This window comes from Pseudomonas fildesensis, from assembly GCF_001050345.1.
Lineage (GTDB): Bacteria > Pseudomonadota > Gammaproteobacteria > Pseudomonadales > Pseudomonadaceae > Aquipseudomonas > Aquipseudomonas fildesensis.
On sequence record NZ_LFMW01000016.1, the window covers coordinates 47618 to 64401 of the forward strand.

At 59.7% G+C, this 16784-nt stretch carries 15 protein-coding genes; 6 read left to right on the forward strand and 9 right to left on the reverse strand.

All coding sequences use genetic code 11. The features are described from left to right. Positions 1 to 235: 235 nt before the first annotated feature. The gene (gene glpT / locus ACR52_RS21745; protein ID WP_048729316.1) at positions 236 to 1573 is read left to right on the forward strand and encodes a glycerol-3-phosphate transporter; all 1338 of its coding nucleotides are present in this window, start codon (positions 236 to 238) and stop codon (positions 1571 to 1573) included. On the opposite strand, the gene ACR52_RS21750 is transcribed toward glpT, so the two are convergent. After that, complete coding sequence (locus tag ACR52_RS21750; protein WP_048729318.1) at positions 1570 to 2223, reverse strand: gamma-glutamylcyclotransferase; 654 nt, start codon at positions 2221 to 2223, stop codon at positions 1570 to 1572. The two genes, glpT and ACR52_RS21750, sit on opposite strands and share 4 nt — an antisense overlap. Before the next feature lie 461 nt (positions 2224 to 2684). Between ACR52_RS21750 and ACR52_RS21755 the strand changes: the two genes are divergently transcribed. Continuing rightward, on the forward strand, positions 2685 to 3167 hold the full coding sequence (locus tag ACR52_RS21755) for a hypothetical protein (RefSeq protein ID WP_048729320.1): 483 nt from the start codon (positions 2685 to 2687) through the stop codon (positions 3165 to 3167). Positions 3168 to 3341: 174 nt separating this feature from the next. Here ACR52_RS21755 and ACR52_RS21760 read toward each other — a convergent pair whose 3' ends face one another. From ACR52_RS21760 to ACR52_RS21785, 6 genes are all read right to left on the reverse strand, one after another. Next, entirely contained in the window at positions 3342 to 4310 is a 969-nt protein-coding gene (locus ACR52_RS21760; RefSeq protein ID WP_048729322.1) for a CDP-6-deoxy-delta-3,4-glucoseen reductase, read from the reverse strand. Continuing rightward, complete coding sequence (ubiD, locus tag ACR52_RS21765; protein WP_048729324.1) at positions 4310 to 5776, reverse strand: 4-hydroxy-3-polyprenylbenzoate decarboxylase; 1467 nt, start codon at positions 5774 to 5776, stop codon at positions 4310 to 4312. Before ubiD ends, ACR52_RS21760 begins: the two co-directional genes overlap by 1 nt. Before the next feature lie 59 nt (positions 5777 to 5835). After that, positions 5836 to 7818, reverse strand: coding sequence for an acyltransferase family protein (locus tag ACR52_RS21770; RefSeq protein WP_048729326.1), 1983 nt, complete (start codon positions 7816 to 7818; stop codon positions 5836 to 5838). Between the two features lie 156 nt (positions 7819 to 7974). Beyond that, a complete protein-coding gene (gene rho / locus ACR52_RS21775; protein ID WP_048729328.1) occupies positions 7975 to 9234 on the reverse strand; it encodes a transcription termination factor Rho in 1260 nt (419 codons plus the stop codon). A 234-nt stretch (positions 9235 to 9468) separates the two neighbouring features. Then, positions 9469 to 9798: a thioredoxin TrxA gene (gene trxA, locus ACR52_RS21780; RefSeq protein WP_015886460.1), complete on the reverse strand. Its 330-nt coding sequence runs from the start codon at positions 9796 to 9798 to the stop codon at positions 9469 to 9471. Positions 9799 to 9919: 121 nt separating this feature from the next. Beyond that, positions 9920 to 10615: a FadR/GntR family transcriptional regulator gene (locus ACR52_RS21785; protein ID WP_048729331.1), complete on the reverse strand. Its 696-nt coding sequence runs from the start codon at positions 10613 to 10615 to the stop codon at positions 9920 to 9922. A gap of 255 nt (positions 10616 to 10870) precedes the next feature. Here ACR52_RS21785 and ACR52_RS21790 point away from each other — a divergent pair, with 255 nt between their 5' ends. From ACR52_RS21790 to ACR52_RS21805, 4 genes are read left to right on the forward strand one after another with little or no spacing between them, the layout of a single operon-like run. Further along, on the forward strand, positions 10871 to 11656 hold the full coding sequence (locus ACR52_RS21790) for a transporter substrate-binding domain-containing protein (RefSeq protein WP_048729333.1): 786 nt from the start codon (positions 10871 to 10873) through the stop codon (positions 11654 to 11656). 17 nt (positions 11657 to 11673) lie between these two features. After that, positions 11674 to 12342 carry an amino acid ABC transporter permease gene (locus ACR52_RS21795; protein ID WP_048729335.1) on the forward strand — a complete coding sequence of 223 codons (669 nt, stop codon included), beginning with the start codon at positions 11674 to 11676 and terminating at the stop codon, positions 12340 to 12342. Then, entirely contained in the window at positions 12339 to 12989 is a 651-nt protein-coding gene (locus ACR52_RS21800; RefSeq protein WP_048729339.1) for an amino acid ABC transporter permease, read from the forward strand. Before ACR52_RS21795 ends, ACR52_RS21800 begins: the two co-directional genes overlap by 4 nt. Continuing rightward, a complete protein-coding gene (locus ACR52_RS21805) occupies positions 12976 to 13713 on the forward strand; it encodes an amino acid ABC transporter ATP-binding protein (protein ID WP_048729341.1) in 738 nt (245 codons plus the stop codon). The genes ACR52_RS21800 and ACR52_RS21805 overlap by 14 nt, the downstream gene beginning before the upstream one ends. Positions 13714 to 13717: 4 nt before the next feature. Here the strand turns inward: ACR52_RS21805 and ACR52_RS21810 are convergent, their stop codons facing one another. Both ACR52_RS21810 and ACR52_RS21815 read right to left on the reverse strand, forming a co-directional pair. Then, positions 13718 to 14254: a DUF1120 domain-containing protein gene (locus ACR52_RS21810; RefSeq protein ID WP_236692175.1), complete on the reverse strand. Its 537-nt coding sequence runs from the start codon at positions 14252 to 14254 to the stop codon at positions 13718 to 13720. 10 nt (positions 14255 to 14264) lie between these two features. Continuing rightward, positions 14265 to 16778 carry a fimbria/pilus outer membrane usher protein gene (locus ACR52_RS21815; protein WP_236692176.1) on the reverse strand — a complete coding sequence of 838 codons (2514 nt, stop codon included), beginning with the start codon at positions 16776 to 16778 and terminating at the stop codon, positions 14265 to 14267. Positions 16779 to 16784: the final 6 nt, after the last annotated feature.

Genomic DNA, 16784 nt, shown 5'->3' on the forward strand with positions numbered 1-16784 from the left:
AACTTGAGTGCGCAGCGTGCATTCAAAATGTCCGCGTCATCGTTGACGGTTTTCGCGAGCAAGCTCGCTCCTACAGGGCGCATACGACCACAACTTATCTATTAGCGACATGTTCATAAGAGAACATTCAATTGCTCGCATTTCCTGTGTTTGAAGATAAGAGGCGATGCTATTTTCGGTAACGAAACTGTAACATTCGCATCCGCAGTCAAAACAAGAAATCTGGAGCTCTTGAATGTTTGCTTTCTTTCGTCCTGCCGCGCACCAGGCGCCCCTGCCTGAAGAAAAAATAGACAGCACTTATCGACGACTGCGCTGGCAGATCTTCGCGGGTATTTTCTTCGGTTACGCCGGGTACTACCTGCTGCGCAAAAACTTCTCCCTGGCCATGCCCTACCTGATCGACGAGGGTTACACCCGTGGTCAACTGGGCCTGGCGATGTCGGCGATCGCAATAGCCTACGGCCTGTCCAAGTTCCTCATGGGCCTGGTGTCCGACCGCTCCAACCCGCGCTACTTCCTGCCCTTCGGCCTGCTGGTCTCGGCGGGAGTAATGTTCATTTTCGGTTTCGCACCTTGGGCAACGTCCAGCGTGACCATGATGTTCATTTTGCTGTTCATCAACGGCTGGGCCCAAGGCATGGGCTGGCCGCCGAGTGGACGGACCATGGTGCACTGGTGGTCGCAGAAAGAACGCGGCGGTGTGGTGTCGGTATGGAACGTGGCGCACAACGTCGGCGGCGGCCTGATCGGCCCGCTGTTCCTGCTGGGCATGGCCTGGTTCAACGACTGGCATGCAGCGTTCTATGTACCGGCGACCGTTGCCCTGCTGGTGGCGGCTTTTGCGTTCATCACCATGCGCGACACCCCGCAATCGGTCGGCCTGCCGCCGATCGAGGAGTACAAGAACGACTACCCGGAAGGCTACGACGCCAGCCACGAAGACGAATTCAGCGCCAAGGAAATCTTCGTCAAGTACGTGCTGCGCAACAAAATGCTGTGGTACATCGCCTTCGCCAACGTGTTCGTCTACCTGCTGCGCTACGGCGTACTGGACTGGGCACCGACCTACCTCAAGGAAGCCAAGCACTTCGACGTGGATAAAACGTCGTGGGCGTATTTCTTCTACGAGTGGGCGGGTATTCCGGGCACGCTGCTGTGCGGCTGGATGTCGGACAAGATCTTCCGTGGCAACCGTGGCCTGACCGGCATCGTGTTCATGGCCCTGGTGACCGTTGCGACCCTGGTGTACTGGCTCAACCCGCCGGGCAACCCGATGGTCGACATGATCGCGCTGTTCTCGATTGGCTTCCTGATCTACGGCCCGGTGATGCTGATCGGCCTGCAGGCACTCGAACTGGCACCGAAGAAAGCCGCCGGCACCGCCGCGGGTTTCACCGGTTTGTTCGGTTACCTGGGTGGTTCGGTGGCAGCGAGTGCGGCCATGGGCTACACCGTGGACCACTTCGGCTGGGACGGTGGCTTTGTGCTGCTGATCGGCGCGTGCCTGTTGGCAATCGCGTTCCTGATCCCAACGCTGTGGCACACCAACAGTGTCAGCACAGCGCGTTAATCGCCTGAGCAATCCTTTGCACAACGCTTGAGCCGCGCCTCCAGATTCTTGTCTGGCATGGCGTGGCTACGCAGGGCGTTCACGGTCTGCTCGACATAATCGCGAGTGGTACCGTAACGCCCGCAAGCGCTTTGCAACACGTGATTCAGCACGATGTCAGGCAAATTGCCGGCATAGCTGGGCAGGTGCCGTTCCAACACAAATCCCAATGCCTGCACCTGGCTGCCATCTTCAAGACGGCAGGTGAGCCAGTGTGGCCGGTAGGAGGGGTACGGCATCTCGCGCTGCCACAAGGCATACAGCGAGGCCTCCAGTTGATCCTCCGGCAAGCGGTAAGCAAACCCGCTGCACGAGCCACCGCGATCCAGGCCGAACACCAACCCCGGTATTTCCGGCGTACCACGGTGCTCGTGAGACCAGAGGTACAAGCCCCGGTGATAACCGTGGACCCGTGCCCGCACCCGTTCTGTCGACGAACACTCAGGCCGCCAGATCAGCGAACCATAAGCGAATAGCCAGACCGGCCCACCCTTATGCCGAGCCATGGTGGCCTGCATCGAGCTCATCAACTGTTCGTGAGTGAGTTGCGGCCCCAGATCGAGCCGCGGAGGGTAAGCCAATTGCAAAAGATCGGATTCAATGGCGGTCATGGCGGATCGCTTAGGTCTCCTTTGTTGTTACGAGAATCTATTACCAGTTGTAAGCAACTTTACCGTAATAGAACGCGCCGCTGTAACCGTACGGCGAAAAAGTGCTGTACGCCAAGTTGCCACCGCTGCCCAGGATGAAAACCCGGCAATCAGACATCAAAGCGTCAGTGCTCTGAGTGTGTACGGTCGATCCGGCTGGCGGGCGGTAGCGGTCAGTATTTAGTTAGTGTGGATAGTTCGGTAGCCCTTCTGGATATAGCTTAAAGCTATCCTTGTAAAAAATTAAATACCTTAAAAGAACAAGCGAAAGCATAAGCAAAGAGCCCCATTCGTCAGGATTGAGGGCAGCAATCTCGCTACTTTCAGCTCCGGTTCAGCCTGGGAGCGCGCCAAACCTTCAAAATAGCGCACACACCACGACCCACTTAGCCGTCCCCAAACCGACTATCGAGGTCGCACCCATGAAAAAATTTCGATTGCCTGGCTTGTTGCTACTGGCCCAGGCAACCACTGCCCTCGCCGCCGAAGCGCCACCGACCGATGATGACAAGGGCTTCTGGTATGCGCAGACCAGCGTCTATACCCGGCACTTCGCGCCCGACCCGGACCACAACAACAACCAGGATTTGATCGGCCTGGAACGCAATGAAGCGTCAGGCCTGTTGTATGGCGGGGCGACGTTTCGCAACTCGTTCAGACAGCGCTCGTACTACGCCTATGCGGGCAAGCGCTATGACATGGCCGATTATCCGGTGTACCTGAAGGTTACGGGCGGGGCGATCCAGGGCTATCGCGGCAAGTACCGCGACAAGATCCCGCTGAACCGTTTCGGCGTAGCGCCGGTGATCATTCCGTCCGTGGGCACCCATTACGGGCCGATGGCGGCGGAATTGGTGCTGCTGGGGTTCAACGCGGCAATGGTGACAACGGGCGTGCGCTTTTAATCGCTCAGGTGGATGCTTTTGTGGCGAGGGAGCTTGCTCCCGCTGGGTCGCGAAGCGAGCCCAAAAGTTACTGTGGTCTTTCAGATAGATCGTGGCGGCAGTTTTGGGGCTGCTGCGCAGCCCAACGGGACGGTGCAGCGATCCGACAAGCTCCCTCGCCACAGGAAATTCGAGTTACGGGCGCGGGGCGTAGGCGAATACATCGGCGCGCATCTGGTGCGCGTCCATGCCAGCGTCGACCAGCGCATCCAAAGTGCCGTAGATCATCGCCGGTGACCCGCTGGCGTAGACATGCACGGCTTTAAGGTCAGTGATGTCTTCGCACACCGCTTCATGCAACAGCCCGCAGCGCCCTTCCCAGCCGCACAGGTCGCTGACCACCTTGTGCAGGAACAGGTTGGGCAGTTGCAGCCACTGGTCCCAATGCTCAATCTCGTAGAAATCTTCCGGACGACGCACGCCCCAGTACAAGTGCACCGGGTACTTGAAGCCGGAGGCGCGGCAATGCTCGATCAGGCTGTGCATCTGCGCCATGCCGGTACCGGCGGCGATCAGCACCAGCGACCCGTCCGGCAGTTCGGCCAGGTGGGTGTCGCCAAACGGCAGCTCGATGCGGGCCATTTGATTACGTTGTAATTGCTCAAGCAGGTTGCGGGCGCTGTCCTCGCGGGCCAGCACATGCAGTTCCAGCTCGCGCCCGGCATGGGGCGCCGAGGCCAGGGAAAACGCCGATTTCTCGCCGCTCTCGCGCTCGATCATCAGGTATTGCCCAGCGTGGTAACGCACTGCCTTGCCGGCTGGGGCGAGCAGGCGCACGCGCCACACATCGCCACCGACGTCCACGCATTCACTCAATTGGCACGACAACTTGCGCAACGGCAACTCTCCCGGCGCCAGCACGCCATCCCACAACACAATGCAATCTTCCAGCGGTTCGGCAATGCAAGTGTAGAACTCACCGTGGTCGCGCACCTCGCCGGCTTGCTGCACACGGCCTTCCACCAACAGCGCCGCGCACACGTGGCACACGCCATTGCGACAGGCCTGAGGGCATTCATAGCCCAGGCGGCGTGCGCCTTCGAGGATTCGCTCGCCGGGGACCAGCTCCAATACGGCGCCGGAAGGTTGCAGGGTTACACGCATCAATCTATTCCCAATTCTTTCCACATCGCATCGACACGCGCCGTCACGGCTTCATCCTTGACGATCACCCTGCCCCACTCGCGAGTGGTTTCACCCGGCCATTTGTGGGTGGCATCCAGGCCCATCTTCGAGCCCAGGCCCGAGATCGGCGAGGCGAAGTCGAGGTAGTCGATGGGCGTGTTGTCGATCATCACCGTATCGCGCTTGGGGTCCATGCGCGTGGTGATGGCCCAGATTACGTCGTTCCAGTCGCGGGCATTGATGTCGTCGTCGGTGACAATAACGAACTTGGTATACATGAACTGTCGCAAAAACGACCACACACCGAGCATTACCCGCTTGGCATGGCCTGGGTACGACTTCTTCATGGTCACAATGGCCATGCGATACGAGCAGCCTTCCGGCGGCAGGTAAAAGTCGGTGATCTCCGGGAATTGCTTTTGCAGGATCGGCACGAACACTTCGTTCAGCGCCACACCGAGAATGGCCGGTTCGTCCGGCGGACGGCCGGTGTAGGTGCTGTGGTAGATCGGCTTGATCCGGTGGGTGATGCGCTCGACGGTGAACACCGGGAAGCTGTCGACTTCGTTGTAGTAACCGGTGTGGTCGCCGTAAGGGCCTTCATCGGCCATCTCGCCCGGGTGAATCACGCCTTCGAGGATGATTTCGGCGGTGGCCGGCACTTGCAGGTCGTTGCCGCGGCACTTCACCAGTTCAGTGCGGTTGCCGCGCAACAGGCCGGCAAAGGCGTATTCGGACAGGCTGTCAGGCACCGGGGTGACGGCGCCGAGGATGGTGGCCGGATCGGCGCCCAGGGCGACGGAGACCGGGAACGGCTTGCCGGGGTGTTTCTCGCACCACTCGCGGAAGTCCAGGGCGCCGCCACGGTGGCTCAACCAACGCATGATCACCTTGTTGCGGCCAATCACTTGCTGGCGGTAGATGCCGAGGTTCTGGCGGTCCTTGTTCGGGCCTTTGGTAACGGTCAGGCCCCAGGTGATCAGCGGGCCGACGTCGCCGGGCCAGCAGGTCTGCACCGGGAGCATGGCCAGGTCAACGTCATCACCTTCGATGACCACTTCCTGGCACACGGCGTCCTTGACCACTTTGGGGGCCATGGCAATGATCTTGCGAAAGATTGGCAGCTTAGACCACGCATCCTTCAAGCCCTTGGGCGGCTCGGGCTCCTTGAGGAAGGCCAGCAGCTTGCCGATCTCGCGCAGTTCGCTGACAGACTCGGCGCCCATGCCGAAGGCCACCCGATCGGGGGTGCCGAACAGGTTGCCGAGCACCGGGATATCAAAGCCAGTCGGGTTTTCGAACAGCAGCGCCGGGCCCTTGTTGCGCAGGGTACGGTCGCAAATCTCAGTCATTTCCAGCACCGGGGAAACCGGCACCTGGATACGTTTCAACTCTCCGCGCTGCTCAAGTTGCTGCACGAAATCCCGAAGATCCTTGAATTTCATTAACCATGCCACCCGTAAAATAGGCGTACATCCTACCTGCTCTGAAGACGGCTGGCAGCTTAATTGGCCGTCAGCCCCCGTGATTGCAACGAACTGAACAGCGGTTCCAGGAACGCCTCGATGTGCCGCGCGCCGACGTCGGAGAGGTGATTATCGTCGGTGTACAGCGCACGGCCATTAAGCTCGACCCGGCACAGGCCATCGGCGCCGCACAGCAGGGCCGCAGGGTCCAGCACCGCCACGCCGCCGTCGGCAGCCGCCAACTCGTCGAACAGCTGGGTGATAAAGGCCTGGCGTTGCTCATGCTCCGCGACAGGCAGCCCCTCACCTTCTACCGAGCGATGCATCATGGCCAGGCGACTGAGACGGTACGGCACGATGATTTCCTGCAGTGGCACTTCCTTGACCAGCCACACCCGGTGCCCGGCGGCGCGCAACCCTTTGATGCGTTCGCGCAGGCCTTCGGCGAAACGCTGTTCCGCCACGGCGCGCACGTACTTGCCGGTGCCGGGGTCCTTGATCGCATGCTCCTTGTCGCCCGACACCTGCCCATAGAGATACAGACTCCAGCGCGCCGCCAGCACCACATCACTGAACGACTGCTCGGCCATGGCCTTCTCGACCCGCTGGTTGAAACGCGCGCAGCGGGCGATATTTTCCAGGCCATCGAGCGGCACGCAGCCGGCAAAACTGGCCTGGACCAAACTGATATCGTGCCGTTTGGCAGCGTCCTCGAGCGCCGGAATCAGCGCGGTGGCATGGCTGTCGCCCCATACCAACGCGGACACCGAGTTGCCTTTAGGGCCGAAGTGACAGAACAGCCGCTCATCGGGAGTGTCCTTGTCCGCCATACAGGCCAGCAGTTCCGGGCTCCATGTCTTCGCCTGGGCATAACGCAACGCCTGTTCGGATAGCCGCGAAGGCACCCCATCTAACTTGCGCAACGCCAGGCCGCTAAAGCCAATGCACAGGATGCCAACGCCGGCAGCAATCAGGATCGCCGTGCGGCCGGCCAGCAAGCGCTTTTCCCGAAACGGTGCTTCTACGAGTCGCCAGGACAAATAGCCCAGCACCAAACTCAGCAGCAACAGCCCTGCCAGCGCCTGTGTGCTCAAGCCATCCACCGCTGCATAGTTGGCGTACACGAACACCGGCCAGTGCCACAGATACCAGGAATAAGAGATAAGCCCTATGCCCACCATCACCTGCGAACTCAACAGACGCCCGACCCAGGTGTACTGCTGCCCATTGGCCCAGATTAACCCGACCACGCCCAGCACCGGCAGCAAGGCGGCGGCACCAGGAAACGGGGTGTGCTCATCAAAACCGAAGATGGCGATCAGGATCAGCGCCATAGACACCAGGCTGACCCCTTGGGCCAGGACGGGCGAGGCGCGCCAGTCACGATTGGGCATCACCGCCAGCACGGCGCCGGCCAGTAACTCCCAGGCACGCAGGTGCAACAGGTAGAAGGCTTTTTGCGGCTGATGATCTACCGCCCAGACACTCATGCCAAAAGACACCAGCAACACACCGAACAATGCCAGGCGCCAGTGTTTCAAACGGCTTGAAAGCAGCGTCAGCAACAGCGGAAAGAGGATGTAGAACTGTTCCTCTACCGACAACGACCAGGTGTGCAGCAAAGGCTTGATGTCGGAGGCGGCATCAAAATAGCCATGCTGGCGAGCAAACAGCAGATTGGAGGTGAATGTCGCCTGATAGTGCGCGGTCCGCCCCAACGCTTCGTAGTCCTTGGGCGCCAGCAGAAACCAGCCCACCACCAGTGTCGCCGCCATCATTACAAACAGCGCAGGCAAGATACGCCGGGCGCGACGGGCCCAGAAGTCGATAAAACTGAAACGCCCTGCCTGGCGTTCGCGCCAGATAATCGAAGTGATCAGGTAGCCGGAAATCACGAAGAACACATCGACGCCAACAAAGCCGCCAGTAAGGCCGGGAACCCCAAAGTGAAACAGCACAACGGCGAGAACAGCGATGGCACGCAGGCCGTCAATGTCTCTTCGGTAAACAAGAGTGGTCATAAATCGAATGTCAGCCAGATTCGGATGGAGATGAGCGTAGCCGCACTCACCTTTTTTGTTTCTTAACTGACACTTGGGGTGCGCAAACCTCCCTTTTTCGACACAAAAAAAATGGCGCCCCTAAGGGCGCCATTTTTTCGGACCTGAAACGTCGTATTACTTACGCTTCATCGACAAGAAGAACTCGTCGTTGGTCTTGGTGGCTTTCAACTTGTCGATCAGGAACTCGATGGCCGCGACTTCGTCCATCGGGTGCAGCAGCTTGCGCAGAATCCACATGCGCTGCAGTTCGTCGTCGGCGGTCAGCAACTCTTCGCGGCGGGTGCCGGAACGGTTGATGTTGATCGCCGGGAATACGCGTTTTTCCGCGATACGACGGTCCAGGGGCAGTTCCATGTTGCCGGTACCCTTGAACTCTTCGTAGATCACTTCATCCATCTTCGAGCCGGTTTCAACCAGCGCGGTAGCGATGATGGTCAGCGAGCCGCCTTCTTCGATGTTCCGCGCAGCACCAAAGAAACGCTTCGGTTTCTCCAGGGCATGGGCATCGACACCACCGGTCAATACCTTGCCGGAGCTCGGGATCACGGTGTTGTAGGCACGGGCCAGACGGGTGATGGAGTCGAGCAGGATCACCACGTCTTTCTTGTGTTCGACCAGGCGCTTGGCCTTCTCGATCACCATTTCGGCAACCTGCACGTGGCGGGTTGGCGGCTCATCGAACGTCGAGGCAACCACTTCGCCGCGCACGGTGCGCTGCATTTCGGTTACTTCTTCCGGACGCTCATCGATCAGCAGCACGATCAGGTGAACTTCAGGGTTGTTACGTGCGATGTTCGCTGCAATGTTCTGCAGCATGATGGTCTTACCGGCTTTCGGCGGTGCGACGATCAGGCCACGCTGGCCCTTGCCGATCGGGGCGCACAGATCGATGACACGACCGGTCAAGTCTTCAGTGGAACCGTTGCCGGCTTCCATCTTCATGCGCACGGTCGGGAACAGCGGGGTCAGGTTCTCAAAGAGAATCTTGTTTTTCGCGTTCTCGGGACGATCGAAGTTGATCGTGTCGACCTTGAGCAGGGCGAAATAACGCTCGCCTTCCTTCGGAGGACGGATCTTGCCAACGATGGTGTCACCGGTGCGCAAGTTGAAGCGACGGATCTGGCTCGGCGAGACGTAGATATCGTCTGGGCCGGCGAGATAGGAGGCGTCTGCAGAGCGGAGGAAGCCGAAGCCGTCCTGGAGAATCTCCAGCACGCCATCACCGGAGATTTCCTCGCCGCTTTTCGCGTGCTTTTTGAGCAGGGAGAAAATCACGTCCTGCTTGCGCGAACGGGCCATATTTTCTATGCCCATTTCTTCGGCCAGTTGGAGCAGGTCGGTAATCGGCTTTTGCTTGAGTTCAGTCAGATTCATATAGGAATGACGTAATCATTTATGGAGGGGGGAAATTAAGCTTTTGGCTTAATGAGGCCGCGCCGCAGAGAAGGCGACAGGATCGCGTACTAATCGAAAAGGAGTGCGTCGGCGACGGCTTGCAGGGGGCAGTGGAGAAACCAGTGCGGGGCCGAATGTACCACCTGAATTTCGGAGCGTCTAGCCCTGTTTCACGAAAAAGCCCCGCAATTTGCGGGGCTTTTTTGACGACGCTTAGATGTTCGCGTCGAGGAAAGCTTGCAGCTGGGACTTGGACAGCGCGCCGACCTTGGTGGCTTCGACGTTGCCGTTCTTGAACAGCATCAGCGTAGGAATACCACGCACGCCGTGCTTGGCCGGGGTTTCCTGATTGTCGTCGATGTTCAGTTTGGCAATGGTCAGTTTGCCTTCGTAGGTGGTTGCAATGTCGTCCAGGACCGGAGCGATCATTTTGCAAGGGCCACACCATTCAGCCCAGTAGTCAACCAGCACCGGGCCAGCAGCCTTGAGTACTTCGGCCTCAAAGGTCGCGTCGGTGACGTGCTTGATAAGATCGTTGCTCATGGATGTCTCCGGATTGTAAGCAAAAAAAACGTTGCCCATCATAGCCGCCCTTCCCCCGTTCAGGAAGCCGCCTCTGATTGAGTCTTGCTATGGTGGTGCATGAGTTTGGGTATAGCCCAACTCACGGCGCTACGGGAGTTACAAAAGCAATGCCCGTTCGCAACGCTGCGTTACGCACGTGCTCCTGCATGGTTTTCTGCGCCGCTGCACTGGCACGCCGGGCCAGGGCGCGCAGGATCCTGCGATGTTCCTGCCAGGTTTCCATGGCCCGCTCCGGCCGGATGAACGGTAGCTTCTGGCTCTCCAGAAACACCTCGGCACTGGCGCTCAGGATGCTCACCATGGCCTGGTTACCGCTGGCCAGGAGAATGCGCTGGTGGAATTCGAAATCCAGCCGGGCAGCCGCTTCGAAGTCGCCGGCCTTGAGGACCTTGCGCATGGCCTCGACGTTATCGTCCAGGCTGTCGAGTTCATCGATCGTCAGCGTCACCGCCGCCAACCCCGCCGCGAACCCCTCAAGGGCATAGCGCAACTGGAAGATATCCAGTGGCGTCGCCTGGGCCGCGAAGGGCCAGGCGAACCCCGGCGACTCTTCGGCCGCCTGCACAAACACGCCTTTGCCCGGCTGCACACTGACTACGCCCAAGGCACTCAGCGACGACAACGCTTCGCGCAATGAGGCCCGACTCACGCCCAACTGCACCGCCAGGTCGCGCTGGGAGGGCAATGCATCACCCGGCCCGAAGCCTTGCTCCTTGATCAGTTTGCGGATGGCTTGCAGGGCCGCTTCCGGTACGGCTTGGGCGATGGAATTCATAAAAAACTCAAGGTTCCAGTCAACAGAGCGGCTAGTTGTAAAGCTATTCGCAGCCTTCGGCAAGCCACGCCCCAAAAGGGCTCGCGGGGTTTTAACCGCGTTCGAAAAGGGTGCGAAATTTCCGACAACTGTTCAGACCAGTAAGACCACCGCAACTCAACAAATCCCAGCGCTCCAGGCCATTCGAGCAGTGATGGCATGGGCTGTGCACTGAGCAAAATCAGAAAACCCCTTCGCCCTTCTCGGAGAGTTGCCATGACCAAACGCTACAGCGCCCTGCTCACTGCCCTGTTTGCCAGCCTGATGCTGAGCCAGGCACCCGCCCAGGCCAACGGTCTGGACGATATCGTCGCGCGTGGAACCCTCAAGGTCGCTGTGCCTCAGGACTTCCCGCCCTTCGGCTCGGTCGGCCCCGACATGAAGCCTCGCGGCCTGGACATCGACACTGCCAAGCTGCTGGCCGACCAGCTCAAGGTCAAGCTGGAGCTGACCCCGGTCAACAGCACCAACCGTATTCCGTTCCTCACCACCGGCAAGGTCGACCTGGTGATTTCCAGTCTGGGCAAAAACGCTGAGCGCGAAAAGGTCATCGACTTCTCGAGGGCCTATGCACCGTTCTACCTGGCCGTATTCGGCCCGCCTGACGCCGCCATCAGCACCACTGACGACCTCAAGGGCAAGACCATCAGCGTGACCCGTGGCGCCATCGAAGACATTGAGCTGACCGCCGTAGCGCCCAAAGAAGCGACTATCAAGCGCTTCGAAGACAACAACTCGACCATCGCCGCCTACCTGGCCGGCCAGGTTGACCTGATTGCCAGCGGCAACGTGGTGATGGTGGCGATCAGCGAACGCAACCCGAAACGCGTACCTGCGCTGAAAGTGAAGCTCAAGGACTCGCCGGTGTATGTGGGCGTGAACAAGAACGAGCCGGCGTTACTGGAGAAGGTCAACCAGATCCTGGTCGCGGCCAAGGCTGACGGCAGCCTGGAAAAGAACGCGATGCAGTGGCTTAAAGAGCCGCTGCCTGCAGACCTCTGATTCAACGGAGCTGACCCATGGCCTATCAATTCGACTTTGTGCCGGTGCTGGCCAATACCGACCTGCTGTTACGCGGCGCCCTGTTCACCCTTGAGCTGACCGCCATCGGTGCCATTTTGGGGGTCGCCCTGGGCACCGTCGGCGCAGTGGTGCGGGCGTGGAAAATTCAGCCGTTCGCCTGGTTCTTCGGTGTGTATGTCGAGTTGATCCGCAACACACCGTTCCTGGTGCAGTTGTTCTTCATCTTCTTCGGCTTGCCGTCCCTGGGGCTGAAAATTACCGAATGGCAAGCCGCGGTGCTGGCGATGGTGATCAACCTGGGGGCCTACTCCACCGAGATCATCCGCGCCGGCATCCAGGCCATCCCGCGCGGGCAACTGGAAGCCTCGGCTGCGCTGGCGATGACGCGCCTCGAAACGTTTCGCCATGTGGTGCTGCTGCCGGCGCTGGGCAAGGTGTGGCCGGCACTGAGCAGCCAGATCATCATCGTGATGCTCGGCTCGGCGGTGTGTTCGCAGATCGCCACCGAAGAGCTGAGCTTTGCCGCCAACTTTATCCAGTCGCGTAATTTCCGCGCGTTTGAAACCTATGCCCTAACCACCCTCGTGTACCTGTGCATGGCGCTGATGATTCGCCAGTTGCTCAACTGGATCGGCCGTCGATTCGTCATGAGGAGCAGCCGATGAGTGATTTTTCCTTCTGGGACATCGTACGCAACTTGCTCATCGGCCTGCAGTGGACCCTGTTGCTGTCGCTGGTGGCATTTGTGGGCGGCGGCCTGATCGGTTTGCTGGTGATGACGATGCGCATCAGCCGAAAAGCGTTCCCGCGTAATATCGCCCGTACCTATATCGAACTGTTCCAGGGCACGCCGCTACTGATGCAGCTCTTCCTGGTGTTTTTCGGTGTTGCCCTGCTCGGGGTGGATATCTCGCCCTGGCTGGCGGCGGCGATTGCCTTGACCCTGTTTACCAGCGCTTACCTCGCCGAAATCTGGCGCGGTTGCGTCGAGTCCATCGCCCATGGGCAGTGGGAAGCGTCAGCCAGCCTGGCCCTGAACCCGCTTGAGCAACTGCGCTACGTGATCCTGCCCCAGGCCCTGCGGATTGCCGTGGCGCCCACCGTGGGTTTCTCGGTGCAGGTCGTCAAAGGCACCGCCGTGACCTCGATCATCGGCTTTACCGAACTGACCAAGACCGGCGGCATGCTCGCCAACGCCACATTCGAGCCCTTCATGGTCTACGGCCTGGTGGCCCTCGGTTACTTCCTGCTCTGTTACCCCTTGTCGCTCAGTGCGCGCTACCTGGAAAGGAGACTGCATGCCTCTGCTTAGAATTTCCGCCCTGCATAAGTATTACGGCGATCACCACGTACTCAAGGGCATCGACCTGACCGTAGAAGAAGGCCAGGTGGTGGCAATCATCGGCCGCAGCGGCTCGGGCAAATCCACCCTGCTGCGTACCCTCAATGGTCTGGAGTCGATCAACGATGGCGTCATCGAGGTCGATGGCGAATACCTCGACGCCGCCCGCGCCGACCTGCGCAGCCTGCGGCAGAAAGTCGGCATGGTATTCCAGCAGTTCAACCTGTTCCCGCACCTGACGGTGGGCGAGAACGTCATGCTCGCGCCGCAAGTCGTGCAAAAAGTGCCCAAGGCCAAGGCCGCACAGTTGGCGCGGCAGATGCTGGAGCGCGTCGGACTGGGCGAGAAGTTCGACGCCTTCCCCGATCGCCTGTCAGGTGGCCAGCAACAGCGCGTCGCGATTGCCCGGGCACTGGCGATGTCGCCCAAGGTGCTCTTGTGCGATGAAATCACCTCAGCCCTGGACCCTGAACTGGTTAACGAAGTGCTCAGCGTGGTCCGCCAGCTTGCCAAAGACGGCATGACGCTGATCATGGTGACTCACGAAATGCGCTTTGCCCGCGAAGTGGGGGACAAATTGGTGTTCATGCACCAAGGAAAAGTGCATGAAGTGGGTGATCCAAAAATCCTGTTCGCCAACCCACAAACAACGGAACTGGCGAACTTTATCCGCACCACCGAAGCCCCCGCCTGACGGGTCAGCCAGCAGGCACCAGCTCGAATCGCCCGTTGCCTTCCAGCGTGGTTTTATCGCGAACAGCGGTAGCCGCGCTCGACAGCCAGGTGTCGACCTGCACCTGCGCAGAAAACGTGCGCCCCTTGGCCGGGAGACCGCCGGCCAACACCACCAGGGATTGGCCTGGTTGCAGTTGGCCTCCTCGGTCGGCGTGGTTATGCAGTTGCGCCAACTCGACGGGTTTGCCATCCAACTGGGGATGTTCAAGCGTCAGCCTGAAGGAGCCCTGACGGCCAAACCTGAAGCCTTGCCCATCCATCGCCACGCCCTGAAAACGCAGTGCAATCACGCTGGCCTCGGGGCATACGACATTCAGGCGCACCGTGCGCTTGCCCAGGAAAACACCCTGGCCTACAGGCTGCTCGCCTGTACGCAACGAACCGTAGTCGACAAGGGGTTGGCTCAACGACAAGCGGCAGCTTGCGGCACTCGCTGGCGCCGGCAGCAGGCCCGCCAGCAGCCCAAAGGCTCCAAAGCCCACGGCCACAGACCAAGGCACGAAAGCCACCTTAGCGGCAGGTCGCGGACACGGTTTCGTAGAAGTGACCATTATAAGTTTGCTCCGGAAGGTCGAATTGCAGTGCACAGTTCGTCGCGTTGGACGAGGACACTCTCAAGGTTTGTGGCGCCTCAACGTTGCTCAGGAAAATCATCCCATCCCCCACAACGGTGGTCAGCAGCTCGTTGCCCGCGCCCAGCACAGCGCCGCCTTGGGGCAAGGGCTTACCATCCGCACCCGTGGCGCGCAGCAATACGCGGCGCACCTTGATCACTTCGAAGTCGACCTTGTTGAACGACCCACGCCCAGCCTCCAGCACCTGGGTGCCGTTTTTGATATCCACCTGCCTAGGCAGGCTTTTGCCTTCCAGTTCGAGCAGGCTGGTTTGATAGGCCGGCAAGCTGGCAATCACCGCCTGCCCCCACGGGTCAGTCCAGACCGGACCCTGAGGGGTAGCAATGCGGGCACCCGCAATGTCACCGACCGAGACAACACCAAAGGTATCCTCTACCCGATACGGCGACAGCGTGACCCCTTGTGAATGGGCGACAACCGCCCCTTGCAGTTGGCCGGTGTAGCTGGTGCTGGACGAGTCCCGATTGAGCCCCAACCCCACTTGGGCGTAGCGAGTAGTCGAGTTGACCGTACCGCCGACGGTGTGCTCGCGACGCTCACCCAGGTCTTGTTCGCTGCGCACCTGGTAGTTAAACGCTTCATCGATGCGTTCGTCATAGGTAGTGCCGATACTGGTGCGCTCACCCTGGCGTCGAGCGTAGGAACTGAGGGTACGGTCGCTGCCCAGCGGCACGCTGACTTGCAGTCGAATACCCAGGCCTTCGTCGTTCTTATCGCCATCGATAGTGCGGCTGGACTGGCCAACCTGGGAATCGACCGTGACACCCATGCTGGCGTACTTGAAGTTCTTGTTCCACGAGCCATAGACGTGCTGGGTAGTCTGACTGTTGAAATGGGCGCCCCGGGTGTAGCCAATCGAGAATCCGCCCAGTTGTGGGTCCAGCCAACTGAATCCTGCGGTGTACTGGTTCTTGAAACGCGCGTTTTCCACCTCTTTGATATCAGGGTTCACTGTATCGAGTACGTCACGATAGCCCGGCGTCTGCGTAGTCGCACTCAAAGCCATCTGCACATTTGCAGCTATGCTGGCGCTAACGGAAATGCTGTTACGGGCACCCTGGATTTTTTGTGAATGATCGCGGGACAGATTGTTTCGCACACCAATGGAAAATCGCTGGGAAAAACTGCTGTCCAGCGCCAGGCCTACCGAGTTATAGCTATCGGTGCTCTGTACACCCGCGCTCAGCGCGCTGCCCTCGCCCACCGCCCAAGTACCACTGCCCATCGCCAGCATTGGCTCCTTGGCGCCTGCGCCTTCCACATCCCGGACCTTGCCCAGAGACGCCGTATAACCTGACTTGACGGGCACCGCCGCGCGGAAAGTCGCGGCCGGCACTACAAAACTGCGCTGCCCGCCACGGGTCTCGATAACCGTGACCTGAAGGTCACTGGTGCCATTGAGCAACGGTAGATTGGTCAGGGAAAAAGGCCCTTCCGGGACCATCGTGGTGTAGATCAGCGCGCCGGATTGCCTCACCTCCACCCGTGACTGGCTCAGGGCCTGCCCCTCGACAACCACGCCGCTGTTAACACCGCTGCTTTCAATACCATCGGGAAATAATTGCGCACCCGTCAGTTGAACACCGCCAAACACCGGGTTATTCCCAGAAATCTGGCCGACTTGAAAGGTCGACGCCAACCGCACAAAATCCCGTTGCGCGTAGGCGTATAAGTGCTCAGCCGTTGTGCTACGGTCATTGGAAATATAAAGCTGGCGACTGCGGGCAATCCAATCACCAAAGTTGAAACCCACCTCCGTAGAGGCCGACAGGTAGCGATTGGTATCTTCCCTCGAATGACTGTTGACGGCCTGGATATCGTAATTGAGCAACGCCGCGGTCCCGCCGCGCGCGTAGCTGCCAGAACCTTGCTGGATATCCCGCAGAGCGTCCGTAGGCACCACCAGTGACACCTCCTCATTGCCGGGACGCAATGTGGTGATCGTCTTGGGGTAATCGGCGCGGAAGTCATAACAGGCGTGTTCCGGCGCGACGCTTTTGTCGACTACCGTGGAAGGCACTCGCAAGCCACCACGCTCCAGCAAGCCGCGGGTAAAACACAGTTGGCCCTCACGATCGAAGCGCGCATCGGTCAAGCCAATGCGCTCGCCGTTGACTGTGAGGTCTACCACCCGGTTGCCTTCACCGAAACGCGGCGCGTCGCGAAAATACTGGGCTACGGAAGGGCTGATACCGCGTGCCTGCAACGTCGCCAGATCAAACCCGGCAATGGTGGTGGTTGTGGGTGCGGCATCGGCCTCTGCAATCACACCGGACATCATTGCCACACACACCGACAGGCTCAGCCCGCTGCGCCTGAATAGCTCATCAGGCTTTTGTACATACCCCGCATGGGCAACCGCGACTCTAACTGCGTTGATTTTTTTCATGTGGGG